This window comes from Mesorhizobium sp. 2RAF21 (assembly GCF_052115345.1).
GTDB lineage: Bacteria > Pseudomonadota > Alphaproteobacteria > Rhizobiales > Rhizobiaceae > Mesorhizobium > Mesorhizobium terrae.
In genome coordinates this window covers 65,915-82,322 of the sequence record NZ_JBFRGM010000016.1, presented here as the reverse complement: position 1 = coordinate 82,322, position 16,408 = coordinate 65,915, and the positions used below count along the sequence as shown (strand labels likewise).

11 protein-coding genes and 1 tRNA gene are annotated in these 16,408 nt (G+C 62.1%); 2 read left to right on the top strand and 10 right to left on the bottom strand.

Annotation, left to right across the window (positions count from 1 at the left end; all coding sequences use genetic code 11):
- The first annotated feature begins 401 nt into the window (after positions 1–401).
- Both AB4136_RS24490 and AB4136_RS24485 read left to right on the top strand, forming a co-directional pair.
- A complete protein-coding gene (locus AB4136_RS24490; RefSeq protein ID WP_024924022.1) occupies positions 402–1,034 on the top strand; it encodes a TerC family protein in 633 nt (210 codons plus the stop codon).
- A 319-nt stretch (positions 1,035–1,353) separates the two neighbouring features.
- A complete protein-coding gene (locus tag AB4136_RS24485) occupies positions 1,354–2,682 on the top strand; it encodes a hemolysin family protein (RefSeq protein ID WP_024924021.1) in 1,329 nt (442 codons plus the stop codon).
- Positions 2,683–2,700: 18 nt separating this feature from the next.
- On the opposite strand, the gene AB4136_RS24480 is transcribed toward AB4136_RS24485, so the two are convergent.
- The 10 genes from AB4136_RS24480 to AB4136_RS24435 form a co-directional block, all read right to left on the bottom strand.
- Positions 2,701–3,819: a KamA family radical SAM protein gene (locus AB4136_RS24480; RefSeq protein WP_024924020.1), complete on the bottom strand. Its 1,119-nt coding sequence runs from the start codon at positions 3,817–3,819 to the stop codon at positions 2,701–2,703.
- A gap of 237 nt (positions 3,820–4,056) precedes the next feature.
- On the bottom strand, positions 4,057–4,875 hold the full coding sequence (locus tag AB4136_RS24475) for an MBL fold metallo-hydrolase (RefSeq protein ID WP_024924019.1): 819 nt from the start codon (positions 4,873–4,875) through the stop codon (positions 4,057–4,059).
- A gap of 3 nt (positions 4,876–4,878) precedes the next feature.
- Positions 4,879–5,661, bottom strand: coding sequence for a TatD family hydrolase (locus tag AB4136_RS24470; RefSeq protein WP_024924018.1), 783 nt, complete (start codon positions 5,659–5,661; stop codon positions 4,879–4,881).
- A 3-nt stretch (positions 5,662–5,664) separates the two neighbouring features.
- Positions 5,665–7,212 (bottom strand): methionine--tRNA ligase, encoded by a 1,548-nt coding sequence (gene metG / locus AB4136_RS24465; protein ID WP_024924017.1) that lies wholly within the window; start codon positions 7,210–7,212, stop codon positions 5,665–5,667.
- An 86-nt stretch (positions 7,213–7,298) separates the two neighbouring features.
- Positions 7,299–8,354, bottom strand: coding sequence for a DNA polymerase III subunit delta' (locus AB4136_RS24460; RefSeq protein ID WP_024924016.1), 1,056 nt, complete (start codon positions 8,352–8,354; stop codon positions 7,299–7,301).
- Positions 8,351–9,025, bottom strand: a complete 675-nt coding sequence (tmk, locus tag AB4136_RS24455; RefSeq protein ID WP_024924015.1) for a dTMP kinase — start codon at positions 9,023–9,025, stop codon at positions 8,351–8,353. Before tmk ends, AB4136_RS24460 begins: the two co-directional genes overlap by 4 nt.
- A gap of 211 nt (positions 9,026–9,236) precedes the next feature.
- A complete protein-coding gene (locus AB4136_RS24450; RefSeq protein ID WP_024924014.1) occupies positions 9,237–10,409 on the bottom strand; it encodes a D-alanyl-D-alanine carboxypeptidase family protein in 1,173 nt (390 codons plus the stop codon).
- 82 nt (positions 10,410–10,491) lie between these two features.
- Positions 10,492–11,712 (bottom strand): septal ring lytic transglycosylase RlpA family protein, encoded by a 1,221-nt coding sequence (locus tag AB4136_RS24445; protein WP_024924013.1) that lies wholly within the window; start codon positions 11,710–11,712, stop codon positions 10,492–10,494.
- 495 nt (positions 11,713–12,207) lie between these two features.
- A tRNA-Ser gene (locus tag AB4136_RS24440) sits at positions 12,208–12,297 on the bottom strand.
- Between the two features lie 197 nt (positions 12,298–12,494).
- Positions 12,495–15,743 (bottom strand): autotransporter domain-containing protein, encoded by a 3,249-nt coding sequence (locus AB4136_RS24435; RefSeq protein WP_171020991.1) that lies wholly within the window; start codon positions 15,741–15,743, stop codon positions 12,495–12,497.
- Between the last annotated feature and the right edge of the window lie 665 nt (positions 15,744–16,408).

The window sequence follows — 16,408 nt, the reverse complement described above, 5'->3', positions numbered from 1 at the left end:
TGGGGAAGTCTGATCAATCCACTGAATATTGGCTCGACGGCGACAGCGGGAAATCGGGGCGGCGCGCCGTTTGACCTAGGCAGTATTGCGTTCTCGGTCGTCATTCCCGGCATTGGCGAGGTCGAAGCTTCGTCCACCATAATCTGAACGGCCCCTGCATGTGTTTGCTCCGAGGCGCATGTTTTGTGTTGAGTTTTTGGTTCCCATCGACTAGTCAGAAGCTACCAGGCCGGGCCCCTCTGGCAGCCATCATGGCTGTGATGTCGGACTGGAATTTCAATCCGGTGGCCTGGCTCTGATGTTTCTAGCTCTTCGCTAGTCCCTGACAACATTCGCGTTGCGCGAGTGTACGGGGCATGTCTGAACGCTGCGCCGCCCATGCTGAATGCAAAGGGTGCCGTATGACAGAATTCTTCACTCCAGAAGCGATGACCGCCTTGTTCCAGGTCATCATGATCGACCTTGTCCTGGCCGGCGACAACGCCGTCGTTATCGGACTTGCCGCCGCGGGGCTGCCAAAGGCACAACGTGCCAAGGCAATCCTCGTCGGCATTATCGCCGCAACCGTTCTTCGCATCATCTTCGCCGCGGCCACGACGCAACTCCTCCAGATCGTCGGGCTGCTGCTTGTCGGTGGCGTCCTCCTGCTATGGGTATGCTGGAAGATGTGGCACGAGCTTCGGTCCGGACACGGACAGGAGGCTCATGCAGGCGAGAATTCCGCCGAGGGCGCCGCAGGTGCGCCGACAAAGACCTTCGCCCAGGCCGCCTGGCAGATCGTCATCGCCGACGTTTCCATGTCGCTCGACAATGTGCTGGCCGTTGCCGGTGCCGCGCGCGATCATCCGAATGTTCTGGTCTTCGGGCTCATTCTGTCGATCGCGCTGATGGGTATCGCTGCCAGCTTCATTGCCAGCCTGCTGCAGAAGCATCGCTGGATCGCCTATGTCGGCCTGGCAATCATCCTCTATGTGGCCGGCGACATGATCTACCGCGGCGCGCTGGAACTGATGCCATACATCGGCAAATCGTAAGGCCTGAAAACGCCAGCTGAGCGGGCTGCGACCCTCCATTCGGTAATACCGACTGGAGGGTCGCTCCAACACTTAGATGCTCGCAAAACGCTGGACCGCGGGCGGCCGTTTCAGTCTGTTTGGCGACATCCGCTCCGAAGATCAACGCGGCCGCGGGGGCTGGAACCAGATATTCCAAAGCAAACCCTAGGCGGACGGCTTTTCGTTCGGTAGGATTGCTGCTTGCCTGCATCAGCGGGCAAATCTGGTGGCGGCATCGTCGATGCCGCCTTTTTTTTCCCTGGCGCGCGTGTCGCGTCGCAACCCTTATGAGGAGATCATGCCTACGGGCGATGGTAGTAGTAGCTTGGCCGACATTTTCGGAATTGTGTCGGTCCTCATTCTCGTTGCCGCAAACGGCTTCTTCGTTGCAGCGGAATTCTCATTGGTCGCGGTTCGCAAAAGCCGGGTGGCTGAACTGGTGGCCGCAGGCCGCATAAATGCGATGGCATTGCAGCGAGCCGTCGACAATCTCGACGCCAATCTCGCAGCAACCCAGCTCGGCATCACCATCTCATCACTGGCGCTCGGCTGGATCGGCGAACCAGCATTGGCCCATCTGATCGAGCCGCTTTTGTCCGGCCTACCGGAAACGCTCGTTGCCTTCGGCTCGCACGCGATTGCGGTGGCGATTGCCTTCATCATCATCACGACCCTGCACATCGTGCTGGGCGAACTCGCGCCAAAGAGCCTTGCCTTGCAACGTAGCGAAGGCACGGCGCTGTGGATCGTGCGCCCGCTCGGACTGTTTCTTTTCCTGCTGCGCCCGGCAATCCTCGCACTCAACGGCCTCGGCAATCTGATCCTGCGGGCTTGTGGGCTGCAACCGGGAGCGGGCGAGGGCGCATTGCATTCGCCGCAGGAGTTGAAGCTCCTGGTGCAGGCGAGCCAGGAAGCCGGCATCCTTGAACACGCGCAGCGTGAGGTGGTGGTTCGCGCCCTCAACATCGCCGATCGCCGCATCGGCAGCATCATGACACCCCGTCATGAGGTGGACTGGATCGACGCCGACGATACGCGCGAGGACATGATACGCACCATCCGGGAATGCCGGCATGATCAGTTGCTGGTCGGGCGAGGCGATATCGACGAACCATTTGGCATGGTGCTGAAGAAAGATCTGCTCGATCAGTTTCTCAATGGGCAGCCGCTCGATCCTCTTGCGGCGATGCGCGAACCGCTGATCGTCCACGAAGTCACGTCGGTCGCCAAAGTGCTGGAATTGTTCAAGCAGTCTCCCGTTCGGCTGGCTGCGGTCGTTGACGAATATGGCAGCCTTGAAGGCATCGTGACCCAAACCGACCTGCTCGAAGCGATTGCCGGCGATTTGCCCGGCATGGAGGGCGAAGAGCCTGACATTGTCGAGCGTGAGGACGGCTCGCTTTTGATCGACGGGATGATGTCGGCCCATGACGCCCTTAGCCGCCTGGGCATAGGATCGCGGGCCGGCAGCGACCATTTCCACACGATTGCGGGGTTTGCGCTGTTCCAGTTCGGACATCTGCCCAAGATTGGCGAGACCTTCACCTATGAAGGCTGGCGCTTCGAGATCGTCGATCTGGACGGTCGCCGGATCGACAAGCTGCTGGCGCGAAGAAGCGTCCGCTAGAGCAGGGGATGGCGACCGCTATGGCTCGCGAACGATCTCAGCATAAGTCCTGAGTTTGCCATCATGGCCGCGGAACTGCCAGGTCGACCCGTCCTGTGCCTCGGCATAGGACGGGTTGATCGGCACCTTGCCGCCGCCTTCGGGAAGATCGAGAACATAGACCGGATTGCAGATTCCGGACAGGCGCGCGCGCAGCTCGCGCACCAGCGCCTGCCCATCGGCGATCGTGGTGCGCCGATGCGCCATGCCGCGGGCGAGGTCGCCATGATGAAGGTAATAGGGCTTGACGCCGAGCCGGTACATCAATTCCCGGCATAACTCTTCCAGGACGTCGACCGTGTCATTCACGCCCTTCAGGAGAACCGTCTGATTGAGCAGGACAAAGCCTGCGTGTCGCAAGATACGGCAGGCCTGTTCGGTCGCCGGCGTGATTTCGCGGGCATGGTTGAAGTGGGTGACGACCGTAACCATCAGCCGGCCCTGTAGCGCTGCAACCATCTCATCCGTCACGCGCGATGGCAGCACGACAGGCACACGCGTATGGATACGCAGCAGCCGCACATGCTCGATGGCTTCGACGCGCGCTCTGATTTCCGCCAGCGCCTTGTCGGGCAGGGACAATGGGTCACCACCGGTCAGGATCACCTCGCGTATTTCCGGATGGCTCTCGATATAGGCGAATGCGGCCTCGAGAGCCTCGCGGGAATAACCGCGGCCGATCGAGGTCAGCGATTCCTTGCGGAAGCAGAACCGGCAATAGACCGCGCATTGATAGGTCGGATACAGCAGGACCCGGTCGGCGTGGCGGTGCGTCAGGCGTGGTATCGGGCTGAAGGCGTGATCGGCGATCGGGTCGACGAGTTCTCCTTCGTCGAATTCGAGTTCCTCGGGCGAAGGAATGACCTGAAGCCGGATGGGGTCCGCTGCGTTGTCCCAATCGATCAGGTCGAGGTAGCTCTTGGGTGCGCGGATCTTGTGAATTGCTGCGGCTGCTTCTGCGGCGGCACGTTCCTGCGGCGAAAGTGGCAGGCGATCGAGATCGCGTACGTTGCGCACGCCATCGCGACAATCGTCCTGCCAGGGGACAGTGCCATTTGTCTTGCCGGGGCTTCCCATCGACATATCGCGTTCGCTCATGGTTGGCTTGGTTGTTCGGCGTTGCCGACGTTAGAAGTTGCGATCAGTACAGGTTTATCCTCAAGTCGCATAAGATAGATTATGGAACTTATGAATATGGGGCCAAGAGGCTTTGTCGGCGCCGGCAGCACTTCGATTTCCGATCGCGGGATTGGGCAACGCCATCACAATCACCGGATAGACCGACCGCACCACGAGATACTTTCCGTTCGCAGTGCGCACGAGGAAAATTGTGCTCTAGTTTGAATCATAAGGGATTTCTATGATCATGCCGTCGAACGCCGGTTCGACGTGATCAGGCGTCTCGGCCTGCACGGCGGCATAGTCCAGCGGCACATGCATATGCGTCAGCACCGCTCTTTCCGGCGCCAGCCGTTCGATCCAGGAAAGCGCTTCCGACAACGAAAAATGGCTGGGATGGCGGCGGTACTGCAGCGCATCGATAATCAGCACCTGCAGATCGGTCAGCCGCTCGGTCGTAGCCGCCGGAAAGTCGGACACGTCGGAACAATAAGCGAGCCCGCCGATGCGAAAGCCCAGCGAGACGATATCGCCATGCGCCTGAGGTAGCGGTTCTAAGGTGAGGGGACCCCCCTCTCCTTCGACGACCACCGGCCTGTCATGATCGATCAGATGCGGCTTGAGGATGGGCGGATAGGAGCTGCCCGGCGGCGTCTCGAAGCAGTAACCGAAGCCCTGTTTCAAGCGCTCCAGCGTCAGCCGATCCGCATGGATGTCCATCAGGCGATGCTGGTCGACGACAAAGGTCCGCAGGTCGTCAATGCCATGGATATGGTCGGCATGAGCGTGAGTGTAAACAACGGCATCGATGCGTTTGACCGACGCCATCAGCATCTGTGAGCGGAAATCCGGCCCGGTGTCGATGGCAACCGTGGTCGTGGCGCCGTTGGCGGCAATCCTCTCCACCAGGGCTGCGGCGCGCATGCGGCGATTTTTCGGGTTGCTAGGGTCGCAATTGCCCCAGTCACCGGTGAGCCTCGGCACGCCAGGCGACGAACCGCAGCCTAATATGGTGAGGCGCAGCGTATCCGGCATCGCTCAGGCCGGCTTTGGCATCTTGGTGAACAGCCGGAAGAAATTGGCCGTGGTGATCGTAGCAATTTCAGCGGCGCTGACGCCGATCGTTTCGGCCAAAACCTTAGCAGTCTCAACCACATAGGCCGGTTCGTTGCGCTTGCCGCGATGCGGCGGCGGCGCCAGATAGGGTGCGTCTGTTTCGACCAGCAGCCGCTCATGCGGTACGTCCTTGGCGATATCGCGCAATTCGGCCGAATTCTTGAAGGTCAGGATACCGGAGAACGACACATAGCCGCCGAGCTCGATGCCGACACGAGCAAGCTCGGCGCCGGAGGAGAAGCAATGCAGGATGAAGGGGAAGGTGCCCTTCCCTGTCTCTTCCGTCAGGATCGTCGCCATATCCTCGTCGGCGTTGCGGGCGTGGATCACCAGCGGCAATCCGGTCTGACGCGCCGCCGCGATATGGACACGCAATCCTAGCGCCTGCGCGTCGCGCGGCGCCTTGTCGTAAAAATAGTCGAGCCCCGCCTCGCCGATCGCAACGACCTTCGGGTGCGCGGCAAACCGAATGAGGTCTTCGGTGGTTATGTCGAGCTCTTCGGCGGCATTGTGCGGATGAGTGCCGACCGAGCAATAGACTTCGTCATATTCCTCAGCAATGGCAAGCACTTGTTCGAAGCGCTTCACTCGCGTCGAGATTGTCACCATGCGGCCGACACCGGCCGCGAGGGCACGGGCGACGATGGCCGCCCGCTCCTCGGTGAAATCCGGAAAGTCCAGATGGCAATGGCTGTCGACCAGCATCACTCAGCCTTCCTGGGCCTGCTCGACATAACGTGGGAACACCGGCTGCGGCGCAGGCAGCGCCGTGCCCGGCACCAGCGCCTGTTCGTCGCCCAGATGCTCGAAGCCACGCTTGTCCGCAGCGACTGCCAGCGTGTCGAGCAGCTCTGCCGCTGAGCCCGGGATATAGGGCTGGCAGAGGATGCCGACGCGCCGAATGACCTCGGCCGTGGTCCACAAAACCGTTTCCATGCGAGCCGGATCGGTCTTCTTCAGCGCCCACGGCTCCTGCGCGGCGAAATAGCGGTTGGCATCGGCCACGACTGCGAAGATCGCTGCCAGTGCATGATGGATGCCCTGCTCCGCCATCGCCTTGCGCGCAGTCGCCAAGGCAGCCGTCGCTTGGCCAAGGATTGTTTCGTCAGCCTCGGCGAGCGTGCCGCGCTGCGGCACCACGCCGGCGCAGTTCTTGGCGATCATCGACAGCGACCGCTGCGCCAGATTGCCGAGATCGTTGGCAAGGTCGGCATTGGTGCGGTTGACGATCGCCTCGTGGCTGTAGCTGCCATCCTGTCCGAACGGCACTTCGCGCAGGAAGAAATAGCGCACCTGGTCGAGCCCGTAGTGATCGACCATCGTGAACGGATCGATGACATTGCCGACCGACTTCGACATCTTCTCGCCGCGGTTGAACAGGAAGCCGTGCGCGAAGACGCGCTTCGGCAGTTCGATGCCCGCCGACATCAGGAATGCCGGCCAATAGACGGCGTGGAACCGCACGATATCCTTGCCGATGACGTGCGTCGCCGGCCAGAATTTCCAGGAGGCGGCGGCGGTGTCAGGATAGCCGGCAGCGGTGATGTAGTTGGTCAGCGCGTCGACCCACACATACATGACGTGCTTTTCGTCGCCGGGAACCGGAATGCCCCAGTCGAAGGTGGTGCGCGAGATCGAAAGGTCCTTCAGGCCGGATTTGACGAAGGAGACCACCTCGTTGCGCCGTTCGCTCGGGCCGACGAAATCCGGCTGGCTTTCGTAGAGCGCCAGCAACTTGTCCTGATAGGCGGAAAGGCGAAAGAAGTAGCTTTCCTCCTCGACCCATTCGACCGGCGTGCCCTGCGGGCCGTAACGAACGTTGTCGGCCCGAACTTCGGTCTCTTCCTCACCGTAATAGGCTTCGTCGCGCACCGAGTACCAGCCGGCATAACCGCCTTTGTAGATGTCGCCATTGGCCTCCATCGCCTTCCAGATGGCCTGGGAAGCGACCTGATGGCGTGCCTCGGTGGTGCGGATGAAATCGTCGTTGGAGGCGTTGAGCGCCAGCGCCATGCGCTGGAATTCGGCCGCGTTGCGGTCGGCCAGCTCACGCGGTGAAATGCCTTCCTTCTTGGCCGTCTGCAGCATCTTGATGCCGTGTTCGTCGGTTCCGGTCAGGAAGAAGACGTCCTTGCCGTCCAGGCGCTGGAAACGGGCCAGCGCGTCGGTTGCCAGCAATTCGTAGGCATGGCCGATATGCGGCTTGCCGTTGGGATAGGAAATTGCGGTGGTGATGTAGAACTTGTCGCGGGACATGGCGGACCGTCATGAATGTCTGAATGGAAAGTCGGGGCGTGGATATCGCATCGGTATGGCGAAAGCCATCCCGCGCTTCAGGGCCGTCACATTCGCATTGCAGAATTCAGGCGGTCGATCATCGTAAGCGCGTGCTGCTTCTTGTCGAGATTGTAGGTTTCAGTCTCAGATATTACACGCCGCGCTTCTTGCCAAGCATCCGACAGCAGCTTGGCGCGCCTTAGATCGCCACTCAACGCCGCCGAACTTGCCGCGTCAGAGAGCAATTCCAGAGCATGACGGTTGAACGTCTCGAACGGAATGGCCTGATCGCGACCGGCAACCGTCTCAGCCAGCCGATGCGCCTTGGCGATATCCACCCTGCCCGCCGATACCAGCTTTTCCAGTGCCCCCGCAATTTCCAGGCCGCCATATTGGGTGAGCAGGATGGCGGCGCGGGCGCTGCCCCCTGCCCGCTCGGCCAACGCAGCACGCTGTGCGGCGTCATCCGGCACTGCTTGACCGACCGCATCCAGCACGGCCGTCAATTCGTCCTCGGCGAGCGGAGCAAGCCGCAACACCTGGCAACGCGATCGGATCGTCGGCAACAAGCTGCCGGGTGCATGGACGATGAGGATGAAGACCGTTCTTGCAGGTGGTTCTTCAAGATTCTTCAATAACGCATTGGCTGCATTGGTATTCATGTCGTCGGCTGGATCGACGATCACCACCCTGTAGCCACCGTCATGGGAGGTCATCGACAGGAACTGGCCGACCTTGCGGATTTCGTCGACGGTAACAACGCTCTTATAGGTCTTGGTGCGATCGTTCATCGGTCGCGTCAGATGCAGCACCGATGGGTGCGCACCCATGGCGATCTGGCGGTGCAGCGATGAGGTCGGATCAGGAACGGCAAGCGCTTCCGGCGCCGATCTGCCGTCGGGATAACGCAGAAGGTGGTGCGCAAGATGGAAAGCCAGGGTCGCCTTGCCGATACCCGCGGTGCCGCACAACATCAGCGCATGCGGCAGCTTGCCAGCCCGATAGGCGGCGGCCAGCGTCTCCGCGATGTCACCGTGGCCAACAAGGTGCGGATTCTCGGCCGGTTCCGGCACGCCGTCCAGCGTATCATGCTGTTCCGGTGCCAGCCGTTCGAAACTCATGCCGGCGCCTTATGGCTGGCGCGTGTCGGCTTGCCCTTGTCGAGTGCGGCGAAAACGGCGGCGGTCACCGCATGCTCGACCTGTTCCAGATCGCCGGACGCGTCGATGACCACACAGCGCTTCGGCTCCGCCTTGGCGATTGCCAGATAGGCTTCGCGGCGGCGTTGCTGGATGGCGAGCGTCTCCTTCTCGAAACGATCGGGAACCTCGCCGGCATTGCGCCGCTCGGCGGCGCGACGTAGTCCCTCGGTCGGATCGATGTCGAAGATCAGGGTCAGGTTCGGCACCATTCCGTTGATGGCAACGCGCTGGAGCGCATCGACATAGGCTGGATCCAGCCCGCCGGTGGCACCCTGGTAGACCCGTGACGAATCGATGAAACGATCGCACAACACAACCGCTCCGCGCTCGATCGCCGGCCGGATCACTTGTTCGACATGGTCCGAGCGGGCCGCGGCAAACAACAGCGCCTCCATTTTCGGCCCGAAGGGTTCGGCAAGGCCCGACAAAAGCACGTGGCGCACCGCTTCGGCACCTGGCGAACCGCCCGGCTCCCGGGTGACCATGACATCATATTTCTTGGTGCGCAGACGCTCGGCCAGACGCTTGATCTGCGTCGACTTGCCGGCGCCCTCGCCGCCTTCGAAAGTGATGAAGAATCCGCTCGCCAAACGCTGCGCCTCGGTTGTCGCCCCAATACCAGACATAGGTGCCGGAAGCCGCTGCGGCGAGAGGGTTAGTGCTTCTTGCCGATCTTTCCACTCTTAATGCGCGCCGGCGAAAAGGTCCAGAATGGCGACGGGAAACCGGCCACAAGAATCCGAAGATCGAGTGAATTCGCTTTGTTTATAATAGGTTGTATCGCTTTGCGCGACTAAAGACCTATCGCAACCAACCAACCGCGATTTCCTTGACGGCGTCGATGGCGCGGCGCGGCATGGAGCCAACCTCCACTGTCTCGGCCGCGAACAGCGGCGTTTCCTGGCTCAGCGTATCGCCGATCCAGATGCGCAGCGCGCCGACCGGCTGCCCGGCTTCCACCGGCGCTGGCAGCGGGCCATTGTAGACGATGCGAGCGGTGACCTTGTCGCGGCCAGCAATGGGCAGCAGGAGATCGATCGGCCCCTTGGCCTTCAGCGCCACACCGGATTTGGCGCCACCGAACACTTGCGCCTCGCCAACTGTCTCATCCTTGGCGAAGACCTCGGTCTTTTCGAAGGAACGCAGGCCCCATTCGAGGAGCTTGCGTGCCTCCTCGGCGCGTTCGCGGTCGCTGGCCAGCCCGCTCATCGTTGCAACGACCCGCCTGCCGCCCTGGTTGAGCGAACCGACGATACCGAATCCGTCCTGTTCGCTGGCGCCGACCGCCAGCCCGTCAGCGCCGATATCCATGGCCAATAGCGGGTTGCGGTTGCGCTGCGTGATCTTGTTCCAGGTGAAGTCCTTCAGCCCGAAATAGGCGTAGAGGTCCGGATATTCGCGCGACAGGCGCAAAGCCAGCTGGGTAAGTTCGCGAACAGTCGTCTTCTGGCCGCCGGCCGGCAAGCCGGTGGCGTTGACGAAGGTCGAAATCGGCAGCCCGATCTGGCGGGCATGTTCATTCATCTGCAGGGCGAAATTCTCTTCGGAACCCGCAAATCCTTCGGCGAGGATGATGCAGCCATCGTTGGCGGCCTGAACGGCGATACCCTTCATCAGGTCTTCGATGCGGATGGCCGATTTGAGGGCCGCAAACATGGTGGAGGTGCCGGATGGGGCGCCCCCCTTGCGCCAGGCGTTTTCGCTGACCACGAAGGTGTCGTTGATCGTGAGCCGACCACCCTTCACCGCATTGAAGGCCATTTCCAGCGTCATCAGCTTGGCGAGCGAGGCCGGCTGGATCGGCTTGTCGGGTTGTTTGGAAAACAACACCGTGCCGGTTTCGGCGTCGATCATGAAGGCGGCCGCCGCCTTGGTCTCGAACAGTTGCGCGGCTGCCGGCATAGCCGAGAGCACGAGAAGCGCGATGCCGAACAGGCTGGCCAAGGCCAAAGGAGTGCGGGATTTCGAAATCATGGCCACACGCTATCAGTTGAGAGGCGAGCCGATCAATCGCGCCTGCCGCCGGCGCCCAGCTTATCCCCGGCGGCGGGTCGCCTCAGTCGCGCACCGCGAATGCATCCGGCGCGCCATGGCTCCAGGCTGCTTCCAGCATGTTATCGACGGTCATGCGGCCGTCCTGATAGAGATTGACCGAATACCAGTCCCTGCCGTCGAGCTTTGCCTGGTCGATTTCGACGCGACCATAGGCCTTGAGCGCTGCAGCGACTTTCTTTGCGTCCACAGCGCTGTCGAAGGTGCCGGCAGCGACATAATCATCGGACGGGTCGTTCTGCTGTTTCCAGTTGCCTAGCGCCGCCGCCGGCCCTTCGAGCGCGGCAAAGGCCGAAGCCGAGCGCTGGTTGCGTTCGGCGGCATAAGACAGGGTCGCCATCTTGAATGGAAGGTTCTGCGGCGTCGGCAGCACATCGGCCATATCCGGACGCGGCATGACGATCGGCCCGAAATCCGGCAGGACGATGCCTTCGATGGAGCTGTTCTGCGCCACCACCAACGGTGCCGGTGCTAGTGCGACACTCGCGGCCTGGCCGGGGAACGGGATGCTTGCCGCACTGGCGGCAATCGGCGCGCTTGGCGACGAGCCGTTCATGGCAACCATGACGCCGGTCGGCAGGCCGTCGGATGGATCGGGGATCCTGTTGCCGGGATGGTAGGAAGCCAGGAGATAGGAATCGTCGCTGCCCTCGAGCGGAGCGCGGCCTACATAGTCGACCTTGACCCTGGCGGTGCCGATCCGGGAGTAGCCCAGCATGTCGGCCGCCCGTTTCGACAGATCGATCAGCCGCCCTTCGTGATAAGGCCCGCGATCGTTGACACGCACGATGATGGAACTGCCATTGTCGAGATTGGTGACGCGGGCGTAGCTGGGCAACGGCATGGTCGGATGCGCGCCGGTGATCTGCGAAATGTCGTAGACTTCGCCATTGGCGGTGAGCCGACCATGGAAGGCTTCGCCGTACCACGAGGCAGTGCCCTTCCTGGAATATTTCTGCTCTTCCTTCGGGTAATACCACTTGCCGCGAACCTGATAGGGATTGCCGAGCTGGTCGCGGCCGCCGCCGCGGCGAAAACCGTGCTTGCCCATGGCGACGCGCGGGCTGGCCTTCACACCATATTCGGCTTCCGAGAAATATTCCTTGGAGCGTTCGCGCTTGCTGGTCTTGGTCGGTTCAGAGGATGCGCAGGCTGCGAGAAGCCCGGCCGAGACGGCCAACAACGCGTAAGTCGAAATGCGACGAAGACGCGTCGGTACCTGCATCGTGAACTCTTCCCCTGCCGGCCCGAACAATGGCGCCGCTACTCAAACACTGCTGGGGACGAAGCAATTCGAACGATGACCCGCTCGACACCCAAAACCCCAGAATCCCTTTTGCACAGGAATTGCTTATTACACGCTTAATCGATTGCGGCCTTCGACCGGCAAAATTGTGGCGACAAGGTGTCGTTGTGCCGTAGAGCAATCGGGCAATAGCTTGTTTTGAAATAATATCTGGAGACTACACAGCGACCTGATCGTTCGCCGACGATCTCAGACCGGCAGCAGGCGCCGGCGTCGTCTCGCGAAATAAACAAAGGCCTTAAGTTTTAGCGGTTTCATACGCCGGCTTGGGAAGGATATGTGCAAGGGTTCGCTGATGAGACTGGCTATCATGTCCTTTTCAAGTGGCCCGCCTTCGGTAACCGCGAAATGCTGGTGAAGACGTCAGCCGACCAATGGTGAAGTGCCTTCGGCACGGGCTGAAAGCGAGATAGGTGGCGGAGGGAGTGGGATTCGAACCCACGGTGACATCGCTGCCACGCCGGTTTTCAAGACCGGTGCCTTAAACCGCTCGGCCATCCCTCCGGCATTAATCTCGCTAGCTTTTTTGGTTTTCGGCGATGGCATCCGCCATGGCTGCTGCCGTTTTGCTAACGAATGCCATCGTCGCTTCGCCTTTACCGCGCGCCAGATCACAGCGTCAAGCAGAGGTTGGAGTGGTCGCAATGGTGCGAGCGGTAGCCATTGAGTGTTCCTTGGGAGGTTGGGGTATCTTCATCCGCTCAGAAGCGGATGGAGAGGTTGCCCTTCATGGAGTGGTCGGAGGCATCGCCGCCGAGATTGCCGGTGTAGGAGATGCCGAGCGTGGTGGCGGCGCCGATGGCGAGGTCGAGGCCGGTTTCAAGCACCAGGCTGTCGCGGGCGATCGGCGCGCCGGAGATGGCGAAGGCGGAGCCGCCGCTGACGAAGCGCAAGCCCGCATCCGGCGTCACGTCGCCGAAGGCATGGCGCCAGCCCAGCATGCCGCGCGCCTTCAGGACCGCCTCGGTGCCGACGATCAGCTGCGTCTCGGCATGCATGCCGAAGGTGGTGAACGGCACGGTGTCGCTGCCGGCACGACCGTCGAGTGCGGCCGCCCCGCCCTTCTCGCGAAAGCCTTCGGAGGCGACATGCACGATGGCAAGGCCGGCGAACGGCTCGAAGCGCATGCCGCCAGCATGCATGGCATAACCGACCTCGCTGTAGAACTGGGTGGTGCGGGCATCGTAGTCGGACTTGAGACTGTCCTTGAAGCCGTCGAAGGCAACGGAGCGCGCCGCCTCGACATCATGCCAGGCATGGGCAAGGCCGCCACGCAGCGTCCAGGCACCCCATTCGGCACCGGCATAGGCACCCAGCGTGTAACTCTTGACCGAAGCCGAGGAAGCGCGCGCATCAGCCTTGAGCGTGCTGGAGGAATAACCGGCCACGACACCGGCGCGCCAGTTGTCGCCGATCTCGCCGTCGGCGCCGACGAAGAGGCCGCCGATGGAGCGGTGCAGTGCCGCCGTCTCGACCGTCGTCTGCGTCGAGCCCCAGCTGCCAAAACCCTGCAGCCACACGCCGCCCAGCGTCTCGCCGGGTTCGGCGAAGGCCTCGCGTACCCGCCGGTTGGCCGCCTCGCGCAGGAAGCGGCTGTCGTCGACAAGCGCGCTTCTTGTCGAGGCATGGGCCTCGCCCGACAATGCGTCGAAGGCTTGGCGCGCCATGGCCTGGTCGCTGACGGCGGCAATGGCGTTGTAGACGCTGTTGCCGGCACCGAGGCTTTCGGCGCCACGTGCGGCCGAACACTGGTTGCGGGTTTGGGCGGCATCGCAGAAGGCGGTGCTGTTGCGCACCATGTCGAGATAGACGTCGTTGGCGCCATAACCCAGCGCCATGTTGAGGAACGGCCGGTCCTGGTCGAGCACGGCGTATTTGCCGGTGACACCGCCGACCGCGCTCAGGATGGTGTAGCGGATGGTGCGGTTGTAGGAGCCGGCGAGCTTGGTGACACGCACGGTGCCGCCCTGCAGGGTAGCGCGGCCGCCGACGGCGATGCGATCCGAAGAACCGCCTGCATCGATCTCGGCATGGTAGACCGAGCCCGCCTCCTGCAGGAAGTCGCCGGCGACGGCCAGCGTGCCGATCGAGTTGCCGGGCGCGATGGTGGCGCCGGAGGCGATGGTGGTGGAGCCGACCATGCCGGTGCCGCCAAGCAAGGTGCCGTCGCGCATCAGGAGTTCGCCGCCGAGCTTGCCGGCGATGTCGAGCGCGCCGCTCTCCACGGTGGTGAAGCCGTCGAAGGCCGAGGAGTCACCCGTCAGCCTGACGGTGTTGCCGCTGCCTGTATTGAGGCGCAGCGCTCCCTCACCCGAGACGATGCCGGCATAGGCGCCGGAGGCGGCCTGGTCGAAACGCATCATGCCCTCGGCGCCGATCTCGACATCGCCGCCGAAACGGTCGGTGGCCGAGGCCAGCGTGCCACGGTCGACCGTCCAGTCGAGGCCGCTGGCACCCGTCAAGGTGAGCTTGCCGGCGCCGTTCTTGACCATGGTGCCGGTGCCGCCGATGGCGCCGGCGAAGGTGGCGTCGTCACCCTGGTCGAAGACGACCTTGCCGGCATTGGCGATGGCGTTGCGGATCGAGCCGGCATTGCCGACCAGGGTGCCGGCCCGCACGATGGTGTTGCCCAGATAGGTGTTGGCACCGGTCAGCACCAGGGTGCCGAGGTCGTCCTTGACGATCGCGCCGGTGCCGGTGAGGCCGGAGGCGATGGTGGCGGTCATCTGGCTGCCGGCGGCACTGCCGTCGCCGACGCGGATGTTGGTCTCGGCCTGGTTCAGCGCCAGATTGCCACCTTCGACGCGGTAACCGTCCGAGGCGAACTGCATGCCGGTGATCTTGATCGGCTCGCCATCGGCAACGACATTGACGGTGCCGGCAGTACCCTGGAACACGGCGAAGCGGCCGCCCCAGGCCGTGTTGGCGCTGCCATCGGCACTGGTCCAGTTGGGCTGCTGGGCCGCCCAGGTGCCGCTGCCGCCGTCGATGGCGCCGTTGCCTTCCGAATCCGCCCCGTCCCAGAACAGGATGTTCTTGTCCGGCCCGGCACCGCCGACAACCAGATTGATCTGCTTGGCGATCGAAGTCTGGAGGACGAGGTCTTCCTTCTTGTAGCCGTCCGGCGTGGTGCCGATGCCGATGCCATTGTTGGTGAAGGTGCCGCCATAGTCGATCAGCCGGTAGACGCCCTGCCCGAAGCCGCCGGCGTCGGAGACGTTGAAGGTGGCACTGAGCGTCAAGTCGCCCAGCACCTTGAACAAAGCCGGACCGCCGGGCTGGCCAAGGCGCACGTTGATCAATGCCGGGCCACCCTCGCCATCGGCGAAGAGTTTCCCCGCTGTCAGTTGTTGGCCTGACGTGCCTTCGAGGATGCCGCCGCCGCTGATCCAGAGATCATCGATCGTTCCATTTCCCCCCAGCACCGCGTCGCGCATCACGCCCACGGATGTGGCAGTTCCGTCGACCTGAAGGCGCCCCGCCTGGTGTCGAACATTGCCTTCGGTCGTGCCCGTCAGCGTCAGCCTGCCGAGGCCGGTCTTGTGAAACATCACATCGTTTTTCCCGGGAGACGACAGGTCCCGCAACGTCCCAGAAAGGGTGGAAATATTGCCCTCGTCGACCCTGACGGACGCGCCCTGGTTACCTGGGATGTTGAAGGCGATTTCGTTGTTGAGCGTTACGCCCCCGGTTTCGCCGAGGATCAGTTCCGTGTTGTCGTCCTCAACGGTAATCTTGCCGGTGCCGAGGGCGCCGTCGGCAGTCGCCCGGATGGCACCGTTGTTGAACACCGTACCACCAGAATAGCTGTTGGCCTTCGTGAGGATCAGTTCTCCGGAGCCTGATTTCCTCAGTGATCCGGCGCCGACGACCTGGCCTTCGAAGCGCGATTCCTTATCGACACCGGCGATGTCCAGCTGCTTGCCGGCATCGAGTTGTACGGTGCCCATGCCACTCAGAACGCTAAGCCGATCACTCTGAGCGACATGGAGCGTGGCATCTGTCCAAACAGCTACGTTGGAGTTGGCGCCGATGGCGTCGCCATTCCCTTCTGTCCGTAGGGTGCCATCATAAACTTCGTAGCGAAGCGCGGATTGCGAACCGTCACCTTGCAAGACGAGCGTACCAATACTGGTCTTGCGTATTTCCCCGCGTCCGGAACGCGCGCCCTTCAGCGTCACACTACCCTCATGAAAGACCGGGATGTCGACCACACTACCATTTTCGAAGCGCAGGTCGTTTGTGAGGGCCAAGCCTTGAGACATGGCGCGAAGCTGCAAAGTATTGCCCGTTTCCGCGTTTAAGAGGATCTCGCCGGTGCCGATGCTGATATCGCTTTGAGTGGGACTGCCTTTGTCGAATTGGATAGCGCCAGCGGCGAACTCAGTGCCACCGGAGTAGCTTTGGCTACCAACTACCGATAATAAGCGATTTCCTTCCTTCCTAAGCCGTATCTTGCCAAGGCCGTCGACGATCCTGTTGGCGCTATTGATGTTGGCCCCAACCAAGGCAAGTACTGCGGTTGTGCCTGCGGTATTGTTGCGAACGGTCCCCTCGTTTCCGTCGACGCCGGTGAACAAACTTCTGATAGCTAGGTCTTGGCCAGCCAGATCCA